Origin of the sequence: Tateyamaria sp. (genome assembly GCF_039940735.1) — a bacterium.
Classification (GTDB): Bacteria; Pseudomonadota; Alphaproteobacteria; order Rhodobacterales; family Rhodobacteraceae; genus Tateyamaria.
On sequence record NZ_JBDVGB010000004.1, the window covers coordinates 23,596 to 41,999 of the forward strand.

Below are 18,404 nucleotides of genomic sequence, written 5' to 3' on the forward strand. Positions count from 1 at the left end.
CGGGCCTCTTTATACGTACAAATCCCGGAGAATCCGAGCGTTTGGACGGGCCATATAGCGCTGCGACGCAGAAAGAAAGGTCTGTTGCGCCTTTAGTGCGTTGCGCTGCTCGAGAACATCTGAATGACCACAATTCCGCCGATAATCATGCTCAACCCAACAAGAGCGGCAATGTCCAACACTTGCCCAAATACCGCAAACCCAATCAGCGCAATCAAAACGATGCCCAACCCTGACCACAGCGCATATGCAATGCCGACCGGGATGTATTTCAACGCGATGCCAAGAAAGTAGAATGCAAACCCATAGGCGATCACCACCAGAACCGATGGCCAAACCCGCGTGAATTGATCACTGGCTTGTAACGCTGTTGTCCCGATGGTTTCAGCGATCACCGCGATAATGAGATAGATGTAATGCGCAGGCATGTGGAAATCCTTTCAAAGCGGCAGGGCTGTGGTGTCCTTGATTTCTTCCATCACAAAGCTAGCCGACACATCCGCGATAGGCACAAGGTGGATCAGCTGCTGATAAAGCGCGTCATACCCCGCCATATCCGCCACCCGCGCGCGGATCAGATAATCCAAATCGCCCGTCATGCGATACACGCTTAGGATGCCTGAAATCGTTTGTGTTGCGGTTCGGAATTTGGTTTGCCAATCCGGGTCATGGCTGTGGGTGCGGACTTGCATGAACACCATTAACCCCAGACCAACCGCGCTAGGATCAACCAACGCAACGCGCCCCGTGATGATCCCGGCCTCGTCCATGGCCCGCACACGCCGCCAGCACGCGTTGCGTGACAGTCCGATCGCATCTGCCAGTTGATCCAAAGACAAAGACGCATCTCGTTGCAATTCACGCAGAATTTTGGCGTCTTGATTGTCTAATTTTTCCATTTTACCGGAATATGCGGTATTTCATCCCATCACAAGCCGGATGGGATGTTGAAATAAAGATCGTATCCCAAACCAATGCCCTTAGGTTGGATGCACAAACAATGATCGGAGAACGACATGTTAAAACAGATTTTCCTGACGCACCCACACAGCGTTAACGAAAGCTACGGCGCACATGCCGTCTTTGCTGGGCGTTTTGCATTGCGACTGTTTGCGGCCGCTGGGGCGGCCACTGTGCACGCCATCATTCCCAGCCTGTTTGAAAAGACCGCTGGCAACTTGATCGCTGAAATGAATGCAGACATGCAAAACCGGGGGCATTAATAATGTGTCGTTGGGGAGCATATCTGGGCGCACCCGTCTTTCTATCGGACGAGGTCACAAGCCCATGCAATTCATTGATCCAGCAGGCAAGTGCCGCTGAACAAAGCATTTCAACCATCAATGCCGATGGCTTTGGGCTGGCATGGTATGATCACCGAAGCGAACCGGGGCACTACCGCGATGTGTATCCTGCGTGGTCGGATGCGAACCTTGCCTCGCTCACTCAGCAGGTGCGATCAGGTCTGTTTCTGGCGCATGTGCGTGCCTCAACCGGGACCGCGATCAGCCGCAACAACTGCCATCCCTTTGTGAGCGAAGACTGGTCATTTATGCACAATGGGCAGATTGGTGGTTATGAACGCTTTCGTAAAGCGGCTGACATGGCAATTCCCGATGCGCTTTATGCAAGTCGCAAAGGGGCGACTGACAGCGAGGCGATGTTTTTGATTGCCCTAGGTATGGGGTTAAAAACGGATCCACGTGGTGGGTTGCAACGTGCCACGGGGGCGATGATCGCCATGGGGCGCGAGGCCGAAGGGACGGATCCGCTGGTGCGCATGACGGTCGCGATGTCAGATGGCAAGCGGCTCTTTGCTGCGCGCTATGCGAACGACCCGAATGCGCCGTCCTTATATTACCGTTGGAGTGCGGCATCCAAGGGCTGGTCTGTGGTCAGCGAACCCTACAATCAGGACGAAGACTGGCAAGAAGTACCGTCAGGCAGCTTTTGCACCTTTGACGGCGAAGACTGCAAAATCGAACCCTTTGCCCCGGAATAAAAACGGCGGGCACAGGGCCCGCCGATTTGGTCACATGTAACCGAGGTTACCCGGCCAGTGCTTTGTTCAGGTTTTCGTCGATCTTTTCGAGGAAACCCATGGTGGTCAGCCAGCTTTGATCCGGCCCGACCAGCAGCGCGAGGTCTTTGGTCATGAAACCGCTTTCAACGGTGTCAACGATCACGCGTTCCAGCGTTTCGGCAAAGTTCGTTAGGGCAGCGTTGCTGTCCAACTTGGCGCGGTGCTTGAGGCCGCCGGTCCACGCAAAGATCGACGCGATCGAGTTGGTGGAAGTCTGTTCGCCTTTTTGGTGTTGGCGATAGTGGCGCGTGACAGTCCCGTGCGCGGCTTCGGATTCAACGATTTTGCCATCGGGCGTCATCAGTTGGCTTGTCATCAAACCGAGCGAGCCAAAGCCCTGCGCAACCGTGTCAGATTGCACATCACCGTCGTAGTTTTTACAGGCCCAGACATAGCCACCGGACCATTTCATGGCTGACGCCACCATGTCGTCGATCAGGCGGTGCTGATATTCAAGACCGGCTTCGTCAAACTTGGCTTTATATTCGTCATCAAAGATGCGCTGGAACGTCAGCATGAACTGGCCGTCATACTGTTTTAGGATCGTGTTTTTAGTGGACAGATAGACAGGGAAGTTGCGTTTGAGGCCATATTCAAAAGACGCGCGCGCGAAATCTTCGATAGACTTATCAAGGTTGTACATGCCCATGTAGACGCCGGATGAAGGCGCGTCGAACACCTCTTCTTCCATCACGGTGCCATCTTCGCCGACGAACTTCATGCTAAGTTTGCCCGGTCCGGGGAACTTCATGTCGCTGGCTTTGTATTGATCACCATATGCGTGACGTCCGATCACGATGGGCTGCGTCCAACCGGGCACAAGGCGGGGTACGTTTTTGCAGATGATCGGTTCGCGAAAAATCGTGCCGCCCAGAATGTTGCGGATTGTGCCGTTGGGCGACTTCCACATCTTTTTAAGGCCGAACTCTTCAACCCGACCTTCGTCTGGGGTGATGGTCGCACATTTGACAGCGACACCGATTTCCAGTGTCTTTTCAGCGGCATCGATGGTGATTTGGTCATCGGTCGCATCGCGGCTTTCCATACCAAGATCGTAATACAGCAGGTCAATATCAAGATACGGCAGGATCAGCTTTTTCTTGATAAAATCCCAGATAATCCGGGTCATTTCATCACCGTCCATTTCGACGATGGGGTTCTCCACCTTGATCTTGGTCATGGCAGCATCCTTTTTGGGCTGGGTGTCATGTTGGCACGCGCTTAGCGTGTCTGAGACGTTTTGGGAAGCGGTATACGACGGTATGCCGAAATTGCGGCGCCTTTATTCAGCAGCTTTTAGCCAATGCCTGCAAAAAAAGCCTTAATTCGAGCACGCGCATATTCCCAAAGCCCCGGTGCGCCGCGTGCGATCTTGGTGCCGACGCGGGCTGCGATCATGTCTTCGGTGACGTTGTAATCTGTCCAACTGCCGCCGCCCGACGCAAGGTTCAACATGGGGGGCTGAAAGCGATCAAGCGCCTTGGCGAATTGCGCTGACGGCGTTTCAGCAGCTTCGAATTCTTCCCAGATCGGGCGCAGGGATCCGGCAATGTCGTCGGGAAGCAGGCCAAAGATACGATCCGCCGCGATCTTTTCTTGGGCTTCCATCGCGGCTACATCCACATCGCCAAAGATAGGATTGTCGCCTGCATCGATTTCAACCAGATCATGCAGGATCAGCATTTTGATGACCAGATTGATGTCAACATCAGGGCCCGCTTGGTCCGAAAGGACCAGCGCATAAAGCGTCAAATGCCACGAATGTTCCGCACTGTTTTCAGCGCGGCTGTTGTCGGCCAGCGTGGTGGCGCGCAGGATCGATTTCAGCTTGTCCGCTTCGTTCAGAAACGCGATTTGCTGATCTAGACGGCTCACGCGGGTGGGTTCGCCGCCTGATGGGCCTTTAGTTTTTGCGCTAAAAAGCGACGGCCTGCATCATTGGCCATGCGCGTGCGAACGGCTGTCAAAAATGCTTCTTCCAAGGTTTGTGAGGACGCGCCAAGCACGTCGCCCACAGCCATGAACAAACGGTCATCACCCACTTGGCCTTGAACCGCGAGGCATTCTTCAGCCAGTTTGTTGGCCATTTCGATGACCGCTGGATCAGCCATTAGCGCGACGTCTCGGTGAGGCGGCGTTTAACGTAATCGGTGGTGTGTCCGATCAGCGTATCCATGTGCGGTTGCTCAAAGAAGTGGCCGGCACCTTCGACTTCGGTATGAGTAATGGTGATGCCTTTTTGCTCGTGCAGTTTGTTGACCAGCCCGACAGTGTCGGCCGGAGGTGCGACGCGGTCAGCTGTGCCGTTGATCATCAAACCCGAAGACGGGCAGGGGGCAAGGAAGGAAAAGTCATACATATTCGCCGGCGGCGAAACGCTGATGAACCCAGTGATTTCAGGGCGACGCATCAACAGTTGCATGCCGATCCAAGCACCAAACGAAAAACCAGCAACCCAGCAATGTTTGGAGTTGTTGTTCATCGATTGCAAATAATCGAGCGCGGACGCGGCATCAGACAATTCGCCGATGCCCTGATCATATTCGCCCTGAGAGCGTCCAACGCCGCGGAAGTTAAACCGCAGAACGGTAAAGCCCATGTTAAAGAACGCATAGTGCAGCGCGTGAACCACTTTGTGGTTCATTGTTCCGCCAAACTGCGGGTGCGGGTGCAACACGATCGCAATCGGTGCGTCACGTTCTTTTTGGGGGTGATAGCGGCCTTCGAGGCGGCCTTCGGGTCCGGGAAAAATGACCTCGGGCATGTGTGTCTCTGTCCTGCTTTTCGTCTTTTGGGTTATCCGAATTCTTGACGAATTTGATCGGACACCTTAGAACGGTTCTAATTCCTGTGGCGGGGCGATTGCCGTCGCGGTGCAAAAGCATGTATGGCCTTCGGGCGGTGGCGTCAATCGGGGGCGTTTTTATGAAACTGTCGACTAAAGGGCGTTACGCGATGGTGGCGCTGAGTGATATCGCGCTACAGCCTTCTGACAACTTGGTCAGTTTGGGTGATATTGCGGCACGCCAAGACATTTCGCTGCCTTATCTTGAGCAGTTGTTCGTGAAATTGCGGCGGGCCGAATTGGTCGCATCAGTGCGCGGGCCGGGTGGCGGCTATCGATTGACACGCTCGCCGTCAGATATTCGGGTGTCAGACATTTTGGCGGCCGTCGATGAAAAGGTTGACGCGATGCACAAAGGGGCCGGGGCGTCGGGTGCGGCGTCGGGGTCTAAGGCACAGTCATTGAACAATCGCTTGTGGGAAGGGCTGTCGGCGCATGTTTATGTGTTTTTACATCAGACGCGGTTGTCGGATGTGATCGACAATGAACTTGCCCCGTGTCCGGCTGTTCCGAACTTGATGGCTGTTGTCGATGAAGGGTGATGTTGAATGGGGGCCAGCCCCCGCCGCATGCGCGGCTCCCCCGGAGTTTATTTTGCAAGATGAAAGATGGATCAGGTGAACCGGGTCTATTTAGATCATAATGCGACGACGCCTTTGCGGGGTGAAGCGCGCGATGCGATGTTGGCTGCCATGGATTTGGTGGGCAATCCGTCTTCGGTGCACGCCGAGGGGCGTAGCGCCAAGATGGTGGTTGAGCGTGCGCGTGCGCAGGTGGCGGCGTTGGTGGGGTGTTTGTCGACGCAGGTTGTGTTTACGGGGTCTGCGACTGAGGCGGCTGCTTTGGCTGTGGCGCAGAAGGATCGGCATGGTGGGCGATTTGCTGCGTTTGGCACGGAACATGATTGTCTTGCCATCTGGAGTGATGTCGATTTACCCGCGCCGTATGGTCCGGATGGGGCCATGGAGGGGGGCGGCGCAAAGGGTCTTTTCGCTATGGCGGACTGGGTGATGCAGCCCGTAGAAAAGCAGTGGTCGGCAGATCGCACGGATCAAGCTCTTGTGGCTATGTCGGCAGCAAACAGTGAAACCGGGATCGTTTTTGGCAAAATTCCATCTGACACCAAGGTGAACGCCCTCATCGCGGGAACGATCCCTTTTGCGGTGGTTAGCGATATAACTCAGTTGGCGGGGAAAATGGCGATTGAATACGACGCCGACAAACGCCCTTCTTATGCAATCCTATCCGCTCACAAGCTGGGCGGCCCGAAAGGCGTTGGTGCGTTGATCAATTTCACGGCCGATGACCCTGAACCCATGTTGCGCGGTGGCGGGCAGGAAATGGGGCGGCGATCTGGTACTGAAAACGTTGTTGGAATCGCCGGATTTGGCGCCGCAGCCGCGGCGGCGCAGGCTGATGTCGAGGCAGGTAAATGGGACAAAATCGAGAAACTTAGAAATATTCTAGAAAGTGCTCTTGAGGCTGCTTCAAATACGACTATTTTTGTCGGGAAGGAGTCGCGTCGTCTGCCGAACACATCTTGCTTTGCCACGCCCGGTTGGAAGGGCGAAACGCAAGTGATGCAAATGGATCTGGCGGGGTTTGCGATTTCGGCGGGCTCTGCCTGTTCGTCCGGCAAGGTCAAAGCCAGTCGTGTGCTGAAGGCGATGGGTTTGGGGGACGTGGCAGGCGATGCGGTGCGCGTTTCGCTTGGGCTTGAGACGACAGAAGATGATGTGATGCGCTTTGCCGATATTTGGGCGCAAAAGTTGAAAAAACACGAGGCGCGGGCGGCGTAAGGCTGATCGCAACGAGAGGAATGTCTGAAATGGACAATGTTGTAGACGATGTACAAGTCAAAGAAGGCGTCGACCAAGAGACGGTTGATGCGGTGCGCGAGGTCGGTGGAGCGTACAAACACGGCTGGTCCACAGACATCGAAATGGAATACGCGCCTAAGGGCTTGTCGCCAGACATTGTCAAACTGATCTCTGAGAAAAACGAAGAACCTGAGTGGATGCTTGAGTGGCGTTTGGCCGCTTACGAGCGCTGGTTGCAAAAGGAAGAACCCGATTGGGCGATGGTCGATTATCCTGAAATCGATTTTCAGGATCAGTATTACTATGCCCGCCCCAAATCGATGGAGGTCAAGCCCAAGTCACTGGACGAGGTCGACCCCAAGCTTTTGGAAACATACGCCAAACTTGGCATTCCGCTGAAAGAGCAGATGATTTTGGCGGGCGTCGAGGGGGCCGAAGATTTAACCGATGCACCGCGCAAAGTCGCTGTGGATGCGGTGTTTGATTCTGTGTCTGTGGGTACGACGTTTAAAGCAGAACTGAAAAAGGCCGGCGTGATCTTTTGCTCAATCTCTGAGGCGATCAAGGATCACCCTGAGTTGGTTAAGAAATACCTTGGGTCAGTCGTGCCTGTATCAGACAACTATTATGCCACGCTGAATAGTGCTGTGTTTTCAGATGGTTCGTTTGTTTACATCCCGCCGGGTGTGCGTTGCCCGATGGAATTGTCGACCTATTTTCGCATCAACGCAGAGAACACGGGTCAATTTGAACGCACCCTGATCATCGCCGACAAAGGCAGCTATGTTTCCTACCTTGAAGGCTGCACAGCGCCGCAGCGTGACATCGCGCAGTTGCACGCGGCCGTCGTTGAAATCATCATCGAAGAAGATGCCGAGGTGAAATATTCGACCGTTCAAAACTGGTATCCCGGCGACGAAGACGGCAAGGGCGGCATCTATAACTTTGTGACCAAGCGCGCCGATTGCCGTGGTGATCGTGCCAAGGTGATGTGGACGCAGGTCGAAACCGGATCCGCTGTGACGTGGAAATACCCGTCCTGCATCTTGCGCGGCAATGAAAGCCAAGGCGAGTTCTATTCGATCGCTATTGCCAACAATATGCAGCAGGCCGACACGGGCACCAAGATGATCCACTTGGGCAAAAACACCAAGTCGCGGATTGTGTCCAAGGGCATCAGTGCGGGCAAAGCGCAAAACACTTATCGCGGCCTTGTGTCTATGCACCCCAAGGCGAAAAACTCGCGCAACTATACACAGTGCGACAGCCTGCTGATTGGTGGTAATTGCGGGGCGCATACGGTGCCGTACATCGAGGTCAAGAATAACAGCAGCCGTGTCGAACACGAAGCGACCACATCCAAAGTGGACGACGATCAGCTGTTCTATTGCCGTTCGCGCGGGATGGACGAGGAAGAGGCGGTGGCCTTGGTCGTCAACGGGTTCTGTAAGGACGTGTTGCAAGCATTGCCGATGGAATTTGCTATGGAGGCGCAAGCACTTGTGGCGATTTCTCTGGAAGGTTCGGTGGGCTAGTCCATGGCGGGCATTGAGGACAACAGCATGGTCGGGCGCACGTTTGCGCATCCCAAAGCGGATGCCGCAGCCACGCCTGCGCGCAGCCCGAAAGCGAGTGTCGCGGGCCGCATGTTCTTGGCCATAATTTGCGGTGCGTTTTTTGGCGCGTTGCTGAGCATAATACTCGCACCGGACTTGTTATTGGCCTTTGCTGTCGGCGGGGCGATGAGTTTCGGCGCCGGCACAGTGGCTATTTTTATGTTCAAACTCGACCAACCTGATGAATATTCTCAGGGTAAGTCCCGTACAGAAGAAGAGGTCCGTCAGGCCCTTGCAGACATCGAGAGGCAAGAAAAATGAACGACGCCTCAGATATCAGTTTGCGTTTGAACATGGACCATCGAAATACATGGATGGTGATGCGCGATGGATGATTTCAGTTCGCATACTGAAAGGCACGCCGAAAAGGGGCCTCGGGATCGTTGGGCGCAAAAACAGGCCGGCGGATTATATGGTGTCTTGATCCTTGGGATTTTGGGTGCGTTTGCGTTTGCCTATCTCGGGGGGCTTGTTGCCCCGAACTGGCGGGTGGAATTTTCATTTGTCGGCTTCATCTGTGGTGCGGTTGTTTATGGGCTTTTGGCTGCGCGTGTCGCCCGGTCGTCTAGCAAGGATGAATATGCACAGGGCAATTCCCGCACCGAAGAAGAGGTCCGCCAAGCCCTTGCAGATATCAAGGCGCGTGAAAAATGAACCACGCCTTATTTCCAGATGATGACCCGGCAGAGCGGCGAAAGATCAAGCGCCCTGTGATGTCGGATGCCGATGGCACACGCGAAGGCGGTTTGGTCTTTGTCATCGTGTTTATCGTGGGCTTTGTCGTTGCAAGCATGACGCATCCTGCTGCGGTCACGTCCTTTTGGGTGTGGTTTTTTCTGTTGGTCATGTGCATCGGCGTCGCTGTTGCAGTGCAAAAGGCAGCGGCGCATTTTTACGGCCACGTCGTAGACGGAGAAGGTGAAGACACATGATCGCATTCCTTGCCATCAAATCCGCAGGCATCGGCATCGGCACCTTTATCGGCGTCTGCATCGGCCTGTTTGCGCGTCGCCGTCGCGGCGCTGAACAGTGGTTGCTGGGGGGCTCGATCGTTCTGACAGCCCTTGCGGCGGCTGTGATCGCTTTGGTCATGGCGATGTTAGTGAATTACGTTATCGGAGGTTTCGCATGATTATGACCACAACGCCTTCCGTTGAGGGTCACAAAATCACGGCCTACAAAGGCATTGTCGTGGGCGAGGCGATCATGGGTGCCAATGTGGTGCGCGATTTCTTTGCCGGGATCACGGATATTATTGATGGGCGTTCAGGGGCATATGAATCCAAGCTTCAGGATGCCCGCGACACCGCAATGTATGAATTGGAACAACGCGCCGCCACTGCCGGGGCCAATGCCGTCGTTGGCATTGACCTGGATTACGAAGTGGTAGGCGACAGTATGTTGATGGTCAGTGTCTCGGGCACTGCCGTCGTTTTGGGATAAAGCCGCCCGTTAATGGCGCAATACGTTAAGGAAGAAAAAATGCTGACGATCAAAGACTTGCACGTAAAGCTGGAAGAAGAAGACAAGCAAATTCTGAAGGGTGTGAACCTTTCGGTTGAGGCGGGTAAAGTGCACGCCATCATGGGCCCCAACGGGTCGGGAAAATCGACGTTGTCTTATGTTCTGTCCGGCAAGGACGGCTACGAGGTCACGGGTGGTTCTGCTGCGTTGGGCGACGTTGATTTGCTTGACATCGACCCCGAAGAACGCGCGGCCGCTGGTCTGTTTTTGGCCTTTCAGTACCCTGTTGAAATCCCTGGCGTGGGCAACATGACCTTTTTGCGCACTGCCGTTAACGCGCAGCGCAAAGCGCGCGGCGAAGAAGAAATGTCAGCGGGCGAGTTCCTGAAAGTCGTGCGTGCGCGGGCCAAGGAATTGCACATTGATGCGGACATGTTGAAACGTCCCGTCAACGTTGGCTTCTCGGGCGGCGAGAAAAAGCGCAATGAAATCCTACAGATGGCGATGCTTGAACCAAAGATGTGCATTTTGGATGAAACCGATTCAGGTCTGGATGTGGATGCCATGAAATTGGTTGCAACCGGCGTGAATGCGCTGCGCTCCGAAGGGCGCGGGTTCTTGGTCATCACGCACTATCAGCGTCTGCTTGATCACATCAAACCGGATGTTGTGCACATCATGGCCGATGGTCGCATCGTGAAAACGGGTGGTCCGGAATTGGCACTAGAAGTTGAAAACAACGGTTACGCCGACATTCTGGCAGAGGTGGCGTAATGGCAGCCCCTGCACCACAAACCGACCTGACCGAGGCGCGGATTGCCGAGCTGACTTTGCCCAAAGCTGGCTGGTCTGACGCGGCGCGTAACGGTGCTTTGGCGCGTTTGCGCAGCACCGGATTGCCGCAGCGTCGCGACGAGTATTGGAAATTCACCCGTCCCGATGCGCTGACGCAGGTCGGCGCACAAGCCGCCGTGTTGGCACATGACGAAGCGCCATTGTTTGCCGATACAGACGCGCTGCGCATTGTCTTTGACGATGGTGTGTTCAATGCCGAGGCCTCGGACGATTTGGCGTTGGACCATGTCAGCATTGAACGGCTGGCGACGGCGGACGCTGATATTCATTGGGCGACAAGCGTATACGGCGTGTTGGAAACCGCAGGGCAAAATCCTGTCAAACGGCCGCTGGCTGCCTTGAACACGGCGTTTGCCAGCGATGGCCTGCTGATCCACGTGACAGGTGCCGCGCCCAAGCCGATCAATCTGGTTTATAACCACCGCGAAAGTACTTCGGACGCGATCCTGCACCATGTGATCAAGCTGGATGCAGGTGCGTCGTTAACCATTCTCGAAGACGGACCTGCTGCCGCGCGCTTTAACAATGTGATGGAGGTCGACATTGCCGATGGCGCGTCTTTCCACCACATTCGCGCGCAAGGGCGCGATCACGAACGACTTGCCGCAACGCATACTTTTGCACGTCTTGGCACGGAATCCACGTTCAAATCCTTTACGTTGACGGTGAATGGCCGGTTGACGCGCAATGATTGTGTGATCGAACTGACGGGCGATGATGCGATCGCGCATGTCGCAGGTGCTTGCGTCGGTGACGGCGATTTCCACCACGACGATACCGTATTCATCACCCACGACGCTGAGCGCTGCGAAAGCCGTCAGGTGTTCAAAAAAGTGCTGCGCAACGGTGCGGTTGGCGTGTTCCAAGGCAAGATTCTTGTTAAAAAGGATGCGCAGAAAACCGATGGGTATCAGATCAGCCAATCATTGCTTTTGGACGAAGACGCGCAATTCCTCGCCAAACCCGAACTGGAAATCTATGCGGATGACGTGATTTGTTCGCACGGTTCGACCTCAGGCGCGATCGACGAAGAGGCGCTGTTTTATCTGCGGTCGCGCGGTGTGCCGGCAGGACTTGCCACCGACCTTCTGACGCTTGCCTTTTTGGCCGAAGCGGTGGACGAGATCGAAGACGAGCCGTTGCGCGAAGTCTTGGTTGACCGTTTGCACGGCTGGCTGGAACGGCGTCGGGGATAAGCATCCATGGCCCTAACGCGCAACATTGCCGCGACCTATCGCGGCCCCGGACGGGTTGTGTCTGCGATCCTTAACGGAGAGGCGCGCGAGGATCGGCTACTTTACATCCTGTTGACGGCTTGCGCGGTGATCTTTGTTGCGCAAGCCCCTTATCAAGCCCGCGAGGCGCATTTGGATGAAACCGTGCCGTTACAAGCGCGGCTGTATTGGTCTGCGTTTTTGTGGATCTTTCTGTTCCCGTTGGTGATGTATGTAATTGCTGCATTCGTGTGGTTGGTGAACCGTGTGGTGCCAAGCCCACCTTCAGGTCATGACATCCGGGCCGTGCTGTTTTGGTCGCTCTTGGCCTCAAGCCCGATCATTTTGTTGCTGGGGCTGACGGCCGGGATGATTGGCCCCGGGCCAGCATTACAATCAATTGCCTTGCTGTGGTGTTTGGTGTTCGCGTGGTTTTGGATTGCGGGCACTTTGGCTGCGCGACGTATCAGAGGGCTGGTGACATGAATATCTGGCTAGAATTGGCGCTGGATACGCTGCGCGATCCCAAAGAGACGGCGCAAAAGATCATGGGTTGGAACCTTGATCGATTCACGCTTTATATGGCGCTGTTTGCCGTTGCTGCGATCAATGTGCTGTTGGCTTCGGCTCCGGTGATTTTGGCAACGGGCGAGGTTGACCCGGAACTGCGCGCGGCATTGCCGATCCTTGGATTGCTGGAACGTCCGCTGATCTTTTTCGCGTTGGTTGCAGGCACGTTGGTGGTGATGATCCAAGCGCTGTACTGGGCCGGGCGCGCCATGGGCGGGCAGGGCAGTCTGGGCGAGATGATGGCCCTGCTGATCTGGCTGCAAGCGATGCGGGCGATGGCGCAATTTATCATTTTGGCGCTGGGCTTGATCACACCAGCCTTGTCAATGCTGGCCGCCTTGGTTTTGCAAATTGTCGCGCTGTGGCTGTTCCTACACTTCTTAAGTGCGGCTTTGCGCTTTGACTCTTTGTTTCGCGCGTTCGGGTTGCTGATCGCTGTGGCGGCGGGCCTGGTTTTGGGGTTGATGCTGATCCTGTCCCTTATGGGCGTTTCAGCCGGAGGACTTACACATGTATGACGTCGAACGTATCCGCGCAGATTTTCCAATTTTGTCGCGCGAAGTGAACGGTAAGCCGTTGGTTTACCTTGATAACGGGGCATCTGCACAAAAACCGCAGGTGGTGATTGATGCGATCTCAAAGGCGTATGGCGAAGAATATGCCAACGTGCATCGCGGGCTGCACTTTCTGTCCAACCTTGCCACTGACAACTACGAATCTGTACGTGGCAAGATTGCGCGTTTCCTGAATGCGGGGGATGAGGACGAGATCATCTTTAACTCCGGCACCACCGAAGGCATCAACATGGTCGCCTATGGTTGGGCCATGCCACGCATGCAAGCCGGCGACGAGATCATCCTAAGCGTCATGGAACACCACGCCAACATTGTGCCTTGGCATTTCCTGCGCGAACGCATGGGCATTGTGCTCAAGTGGGTGGACGTGGACATGACAGGCGCGCTTGATCCGCAAGCGGTGATCGACGCGATCACGCCGCGCACCAAATTGGTGGCCGTGACGCATATGTCCAACGTTTTGGGAACCATAGTCGACGTCAAAGCAATCTGCGATGGGGCGCATGCCAAAGGCGTACCGGTACTGGTTGATGGCTCGCAAGCGGCGGTGCACTTGCCTGTTGATGTGCGCGATATTGGTGCTGATTTTTATGCGATCACAGGGCACAAACTGTACGGCCCGTCCGGATCTGGCGCGATCTATGTGCGCAAAGAACGGATGGCCGAAATGCGGCCCTTCATCGGCGGCGGCGACATGATCAAAGAGGTCGCCAAAGATGGCGTGATCTATAACGACGGTCCCATGCGGTTTGAGGCCGGCACCCCCGGCATCGTCCAGATGATTGGGCTTGGCGTTGGTATTGACTACATGATGAGCCACGGAATGGAGGCCATCGCAGCGCACGAAAATACGCTGCGCGACTATGCGGCCCAACGCCTTGCTGGCTTGAATTGGATACAAGTGCAAGGCACGACCGCAGACAAAGGCGCGATCTTTTCCTTTACGATGGACGGGGCAGGGCACCCGCACGACATTTCCACGATCCTTGATAAAAAAGGCGTCGCGGTGCGTGCTGGGCAGCATTGCACGGGGCCATTGATGGAACATTTAGGTCTGAACGCCACGTGCCGTGCGTCTTTTGCGATGTATAACACCAAGGCCGAAGTGGATGTGTTGATCGATGCGCTTGAATTGGCGCACGATCTATTCGCCTAAGCGTTTGTGTTACGACATTTGCAATTGCAGGGACGTGGGTCGCCCGCTATAGGCAATATCAGCGGGACCCTTAGCTCAGCTGGATAGAGCGCTGCCCTCCGAAGGCAGAGGCCAGAGGTTCGAATCCTCTAGGGTCCGCCACTACCACATTTTCGACGATTTGGTCTGGTCGCCTTGGGCGGCTTTTTCTCTCTGTATCGTTAGCTTTAACTCGTTTTGTCGGTTGTCTTAAGTTTCTTTTGTAAGAGCCTATATTCGTTCCTCGAGTGGTACGGAAAATGGTATTTTGAATGGGCCTACTCAACGTCGGTTTGACCGGACAATTAAAGTCACGCGATGAATGCAATAATTTGCGCTGCAGGCAATACCTTACCAAGAGTCTTGCAAGAGCTTGAAAACCTCAGATAGCACCGGGCTTTCCTTTCGGCGATCGAGCGCCACAAAGCAAAGACAAGCAGGCACAGACACGGCATTACAAACGGCGAGGCCGAAGGACTGTTTTTGGTGCAGCGCGATGGAGTCGCGGCAAAGGCTCAGGCCGATGCCAGATCGCACCATCTCAAGCATTGAGGCCTCTTGATCGACACGCGCAACGACCCCTGGACGGTCAGACGGGTTTGTATAGATTTTGGACAGCAGGCGATGGTGTACGGATCGTTCTGGCGTGCCGATCCAAGGCAGCTTTGCCAGTTCAGGCCAATCCGCATTTTCTATTTTGTGCTGCCAACCGACCGGACCGATCACGCGATAGCTGAAATCCGCAAGCTTCATCACATGGAGCGGGTCTTCGCTGTCTACCTCCATTGGTGCCAAATCGTCTGGCCCGCACAAGTAGAACCCTGCATCAATTTGGCCGCGTTTCAGCCATGTCAGGATATCGCCACTGACACCGTGGGTCAGTTCGGTTTCAATGTCAGGATGCTCCGCCCGCAGGCGCGCCAATATTCGTCCAAGCCGGATGAATTCAGGATCTACGATCGTCCCAATCCTAAACTTGCCGCTGATCCGTCCAGACCTTTGACGGGCGCTTCGTCGAAACTCGCTCATTGCCTCAAGAATATGTTCGGCCTTTGACAGCAACGCAGCGCCGTCATGGCTAATCTGTAACCCCTTTGGGGTTCGGTGAAACAGGACGATTCCTGTTTCCTCGCTCAGCCGTTTTAACTGGTGACTGACGGCGGGTTGGGTCAGGTTCAGCATATCAGCCGCGCGCGATACACTGCCTTCGCGGGCGACCGTCACAAATGCCAAGATGCTGTTAATATTCGAAAAACGATCCATATAAAAATACCTAATATTGCCCTTTGGCATTTGTCATTAGGTTTTTTCAACGTTGTCGCCCAAAGGTCAGTGCAATGTACGCTTCTGAAGGGAGAGTATGTCGATGATCCCGTTTTTCCTGCAAAGCCAAAATGCGGTGGGTCGGTCACACATCCCTTCCAAGGTTGCCAAGCACAGAACGAAAGATGGGTTAGGTTGTGAAATGTCCGATGCTTTGAACAAATTTGACTACATCGTCATTGGCGGCGGTTCCGCTGGATGCTTAATGGCCAATCGCCTGAGCGCCGATCCAGCCAACTCAGTTCTGCTTTTGGAAGCTGGCAAGTCGGACACCTATCCGTGGATTCATATCCCCGTCGGGTACTTATATTGCATTGGCAATCCGCGGACTGACTGGATGTATAAGACCGAAGCGGACAAAGGCCTGAACGGGCGAAGCCTGCTTTATCCGCGTGGCAAGGCGCTTGGTGGATGTTCATCGATCAACGGCATGATCTACATGCGCGGGCAAGCGCGTGATTATGACAATTGGGCGCAGCTAACAGGTGAGGATGCGTGGAATTGGGACAACTCCCTTGCCGATTTCAAAGGACACGAAGACCATTACAAGCTTGATGATGGCGCGGATCCCGTCACCGGCAGCAACAGCCGGTTTTCAGACATGCACGGGCACGGTGGCGAATGGCGGATTGAAAAACAGCGGTTGCGCTGGGATGTGTTGGACAGTTTTTCCGATGCCGCGGTGGAAACGGGCATCCAAAAGACCGATGATTTCAACAGCGGCGACAATGCGGGCGTTGGGTATTTCGATGTAAACCAACGATCCGGTTGGCGCTGGAACACCTCCAAAGCATTCCTTCGTCCTGCAAAACAGCGTGATAACCTTACGATCTGGACAGAAGCGCAGGTTGAAAAGCTGTTGTTCGAAACGGGGGCAGATGGCGCGCCCTGTTGCATCGGCGCAAGGGTGCACCGAGAGGGTAAGCCTGTGGATGTGACTGCCAGCAAAGAAGTTGTCCTTTCCGCAGGCGCCATAAACTCCCCGCAGATATTACAGTTATCTGGCATTGGCCCTTCCGCTTTGCTGAAAGAACACGGCATTGGGGTTGTGTTGGATCAACCGTTTGTTGGTGAAAACCTACAAGACCATTTGCAAATCCGCGCGGTGTTTAAGGTGAACGGGACACGCACCATGAACACGCTGGCCAATTCTATGGTCGGTAAGGCCAAGATTGGCCTAGAATATCTGTTCAAACGCTCTGGCCCAATGAGCATGTCGCCGAGCCAATTGGGTGCCTTTACGCGGTCAGACCCTAGCCGTAGCCATGCCAACCTTGAATACCACGTACAGCCCCTAAGCCTTGAGGCGTTCGGAGAAAACTTGCATGATTTTCCGGCGATGACGGTCAGCGTTTGTAACCTGAACCCAACCAGCCGTGGCCATGTGAAAATTGCGTCCAATGATTTTCGTGACGCCCCTAAGATTACGCCAAATTATCTGGACACAGCAGACGACCGCAAAGTCGCAGCCGATAGCCTGCGTCAGGTACGCGAAATCATGTCACAATCTGCAATGCAGCCTTACGAGCCAGAAGAATTCAAACCCGGTATACAGTATCAAAGCGACGACGATTTGGCGCGACTTGCAGGCGACATCGCGAGCACCATTTTCCACCCTGTCGGGACCGTCAAAATGGGCCGCATGGATGACAAAACCGCAGTTCTGGACCCACATCTTCGGTTAAAGGGCGTCGCGGGGCTGCGCGTTGTGGATGCATCGGTCATGCCGGCAATCACGAGCGGAAACACCAATTCACCCACCATCATGATTGCTGAAAAAGCTGCTGCTTGGATTTTGGCTGACCAATAGGCACGCATTGCAAGATATCGACGCAAGCGTGCTTTTAACTGGGTGCGTCGGCGACGTGATTTTTGATTTTGTCGGGATCACACCCGCCTTTTGGGCTGATCCAATTTGCGCAGGTGCGCCATTGCAGACGTACCGGGTATTGCGGAATTTGGTAGGCACAAGAATTGCACGAGCGCCAGGTTATGGAAAGTGCACGCTGGTATGAACTCATGACAGAAGACCCACGCATTGTTGAGCGAGGGTGGGTGGATTCTCAGCCTCGGTATGAAGAGGTCGAAAAGGCGAGAGCCGGAGCCTCACAATTCGCGCCCAGTTTCACTAATGCCATTCAGGCGGAGCTGAGGCTACGTGCGTTGGAACAGTATCCGGCACCATAGGCACACAACTGACTCGGCCATTTGCATGAAAAGCCGCCTAATGTAACTTTGCCCCACAGAGCGGAACTCAGCACACAAAAATTGCGGCGCCTTCAGCCCTTGCCTGCATTGGTGAAGCTACGCCGCAGCAGCGATGATCTGGATCAAGGCCCACAATTGGCGGCCCGCTACGTCTACGATGCCGGTTCATTCAAAAATCTCATTGTTTCGATGTCGTCTGATAGGATGTCATGCATGCGGCCTTGTTTTTCGCGAAGGGAACGTCGGCACCCATGTCTTTTCAAACAGCTTTGCTCTTCTGGGGACGGGCAATCGGGTGACAGGGTTGTCTGAATGGCAGCCAAAGTGATTTGGAATTCCGGTTGGGCTACCGCCGTAATCAAATTTCTTTCGATGATGACTGTTCAATCTCTGGCGAGGGCTTTCACATCGTTTTATACACGTAACCCTTCGCCATAAATTCCAAAAACCTTGGCTGCTTGCACGCTTTTGGTGTTGCGCTTTACCATCTGGCAATCCTGCCTGCCGTACGTTCCACCACTAAGCGGCAGATGGTGTGATAATGGATGCAACCATTTCAACCAATTTAATCTCAAATTACTTACAAACTAAACGGAACGACGATTTTCGAGGTCGGGTGATCAGGTCATGCGGTTGATCTAAGGTTGGCCAATTTTG

General features: G+C 54.5%; 23 protein-coding genes and 1 tRNA gene. 17 read left to right on the plus strand and 7 right to left on the minus strand.

Annotation, left to right across the window (positions count from 1 at the left end):
- Positions 1-92: 92 nt before the first annotated feature.
- Together ABJF76_RS00715 and ABJF76_RS00720 are read right to left on the minus strand one after the other, a co-directional pair.
- Positions 93-428 (minus strand): DMT family transporter, encoded by a 336-nt coding sequence (locus ABJF76_RS00715; RefSeq protein WP_413821541.1) that lies wholly within the window; start codon positions 426-428, stop codon positions 93-95.
- Positions 429-440: 12 nt separating this feature from the next.
- Positions 441-899 carry an Lrp/AsnC family transcriptional regulator gene (locus ABJF76_RS00720; protein WP_413821542.1) on the minus strand — a complete coding sequence of 153 codons (459 nt, stop codon included), beginning with the start codon at positions 897-899 and terminating at the stop codon, positions 441-443.
- Positions 900-1,016: 117 nt separating this feature from the next.
- On the opposite strand from ABJF76_RS00720, the gene ABJF76_RS00725 reads away from it, so the two are divergent.
- Positions 1,017-1,223, plus strand: a complete 207-nt coding sequence (locus tag ABJF76_RS00725) for a DUF6356 family protein (protein ID WP_413821543.1) — start codon at positions 1,017-1,019, stop codon at positions 1,221-1,223.
- A gap of 2 nt (positions 1,224-1,225) precedes the next feature.
- A complete protein-coding gene (locus ABJF76_RS00730; protein ID WP_413821544.1) occupies positions 1,226-2,002 on the plus strand; it encodes a class II glutamine amidotransferase in 777 nt (258 codons plus the stop codon).
- Between the two features lie 46 nt (positions 2,003-2,048).
- Here ABJF76_RS00730 and ABJF76_RS00735 read toward each other — a convergent pair whose 3' ends face one another.
- From ABJF76_RS00735 to ABJF76_RS00750, 4 genes are all read right to left on the minus strand, one after another.
- Positions 2,049-3,263: an NADP-dependent isocitrate dehydrogenase gene (locus tag ABJF76_RS00735; RefSeq protein WP_413821545.1), complete on the minus strand. Its 1,215-nt coding sequence runs from the start codon at positions 3,261-3,263 to the stop codon at positions 2,049-2,051.
- A 116-nt stretch (positions 3,264-3,379) separates the two neighbouring features.
- Positions 3,380-3,958 carry an HD domain-containing protein gene (locus tag ABJF76_RS00740; protein ID WP_413821546.1) on the minus strand — a complete coding sequence of 193 codons (579 nt, stop codon included), beginning with the start codon at positions 3,956-3,958 and terminating at the stop codon, positions 3,380-3,382.
- Positions 3,955-4,194: a hypothetical protein gene (locus ABJF76_RS00745; protein ID WP_413821547.1), complete on the minus strand. Its 240-nt coding sequence runs from the start codon at positions 4,192-4,194 to the stop codon at positions 3,955-3,957. Before ABJF76_RS00745 ends, ABJF76_RS00740 begins: the two co-directional genes overlap by 4 nt.
- Positions 4,194-4,847, minus strand: coding sequence for an alpha/beta hydrolase (locus ABJF76_RS00750; protein ID WP_413821548.1), 654 nt, complete (start codon positions 4,845-4,847; stop codon positions 4,194-4,196). The genes ABJF76_RS00745 and ABJF76_RS00750 overlap by 1 nt, the downstream gene beginning before the upstream one ends.
- 161 nt (positions 4,848-5,008) lie before the next feature.
- Between ABJF76_RS00750 and ABJF76_RS00755 the strand changes: the two genes are divergently transcribed.
- From ABJF76_RS00755 to ABJF76_RS00820, 14 genes are all read left to right on the plus strand, one after another.
- The gene (locus tag ABJF76_RS00755; RefSeq protein ID WP_413821549.1) at positions 5,009-5,470 is read left to right on the plus strand and encodes an Rrf2 family transcriptional regulator; all 462 of its coding nucleotides are present in this window, start codon (positions 5,009-5,011) and stop codon (positions 5,468-5,470) included.
- 66 nt (positions 5,471-5,536) lie between these two features.
- On the plus strand, positions 5,537-6,727 hold the full coding sequence (locus tag ABJF76_RS00760; protein ID WP_413821550.1) for a cysteine desulfurase family protein: 1,191 nt from the start codon (positions 5,537-5,539) through the stop codon (positions 6,725-6,727).
- 29 nt (positions 6,728-6,756) lie between these two features.
- Positions 6,757-8,283, plus strand: coding sequence for a Fe-S cluster assembly protein SufB (gene sufB / locus ABJF76_RS00765; RefSeq protein ID WP_413821551.1), 1,527 nt, complete (start codon positions 6,757-6,759; stop codon positions 8,281-8,283).
- 3 nt (positions 8,284-8,286) lie between these two features.
- Positions 8,287-8,625, plus strand: a complete 339-nt coding sequence (locus tag ABJF76_RS00770; RefSeq protein ID WP_413821552.1) for a hypothetical protein — start codon at positions 8,287-8,289, stop codon at positions 8,623-8,625.
- Between the two features lie 66 nt (positions 8,626-8,691).
- Positions 8,692-9,018 (plus strand): GlsB/YeaQ/YmgE family stress response membrane protein, encoded by a 327-nt coding sequence (locus ABJF76_RS00775; protein ID WP_413821553.1) that lies wholly within the window; start codon positions 8,692-8,694, stop codon positions 9,016-9,018.
- Positions 9,015-9,296, plus strand: a complete 282-nt coding sequence (locus tag ABJF76_RS00780; RefSeq protein WP_413821554.1) for a hypothetical protein — start codon at positions 9,015-9,017, stop codon at positions 9,294-9,296. The genes ABJF76_RS00775 and ABJF76_RS00780 overlap by 4 nt, the downstream gene beginning before the upstream one ends.
- Positions 9,293-9,496 (plus strand): hypothetical protein, encoded by a 204-nt coding sequence (locus ABJF76_RS00785; RefSeq protein WP_413821555.1) that lies wholly within the window; start codon positions 9,293-9,295, stop codon positions 9,494-9,496. Before ABJF76_RS00780 ends, ABJF76_RS00785 begins: the two co-directional genes overlap by 4 nt.
- A complete protein-coding gene (locus ABJF76_RS00790; protein ID WP_413821556.1) occupies positions 9,493-9,807 on the plus strand; it encodes a heavy metal-binding domain-containing protein in 315 nt (104 codons plus the stop codon). The genes ABJF76_RS00785 and ABJF76_RS00790 overlap by 4 nt, the downstream gene beginning before the upstream one ends.
- A 39-nt stretch (positions 9,808-9,846) precedes the next feature.
- On the plus strand, positions 9,847-10,602 hold the full coding sequence (gene sufC / locus ABJF76_RS00795; protein ID WP_413821557.1) for a Fe-S cluster assembly ATPase SufC: 756 nt from the start codon (positions 9,847-9,849) through the stop codon (positions 10,600-10,602).
- Positions 10,602-11,879, plus strand: coding sequence for a Fe-S cluster assembly protein SufD (gene sufD, locus ABJF76_RS00800; RefSeq protein WP_413821558.1), 1,278 nt, complete (start codon positions 10,602-10,604; stop codon positions 11,877-11,879). Before sufC ends, sufD begins: the two co-directional genes overlap by 1 nt.
- 6 nt (positions 11,880-11,885) lie before the next feature.
- Positions 11,886-12,383: a YIP1 family protein gene (locus ABJF76_RS00805; RefSeq protein ID WP_413821559.1), complete on the plus strand. Its 498-nt coding sequence runs from the start codon at positions 11,886-11,888 to the stop codon at positions 12,381-12,383.
- Positions 12,380-12,985, plus strand: coding sequence for a Yip1 family protein (locus ABJF76_RS00810; RefSeq protein ID WP_413821560.1), 606 nt, complete (start codon positions 12,380-12,382; stop codon positions 12,983-12,985). Before ABJF76_RS00805 ends, ABJF76_RS00810 begins: the two co-directional genes overlap by 4 nt.
- Entirely contained in the window at positions 12,978-14,198 is a 1,221-nt protein-coding gene (locus tag ABJF76_RS00815) for a cysteine desulfurase (protein ID WP_413821561.1), read from the plus strand. Before ABJF76_RS00810 ends, ABJF76_RS00815 begins: the two co-directional genes overlap by 8 nt.
- A 64-nt stretch (positions 14,199-14,262) precedes the next feature.
- Positions 14,263-14,339 (plus strand) — tRNA-Arg (locus ABJF76_RS00820).
- A gap of 228 nt (positions 14,340-14,567) precedes the next feature.
- On the opposite strand, the gene ABJF76_RS00825 is transcribed toward ABJF76_RS00820, so the two are convergent.
- Entirely contained in the window at positions 14,568-15,479 is a 912-nt protein-coding gene (locus ABJF76_RS00825; RefSeq protein ID WP_413821562.1) for a LysR family transcriptional regulator, read from the minus strand.
- Between the two features lie 202 nt (positions 15,480-15,681).
- Here ABJF76_RS00825 and ABJF76_RS00830 point away from each other — a divergent pair, with 202 nt between their 5' ends.
- Positions 15,682-17,349 (plus strand): GMC family oxidoreductase, encoded by a 1,668-nt coding sequence (locus ABJF76_RS00830; RefSeq protein ID WP_413821563.1) that lies wholly within the window; start codon positions 15,682-15,684, stop codon positions 17,347-17,349.
- Positions 17,350-18,404 lie beyond the last annotated feature (1,055 nt).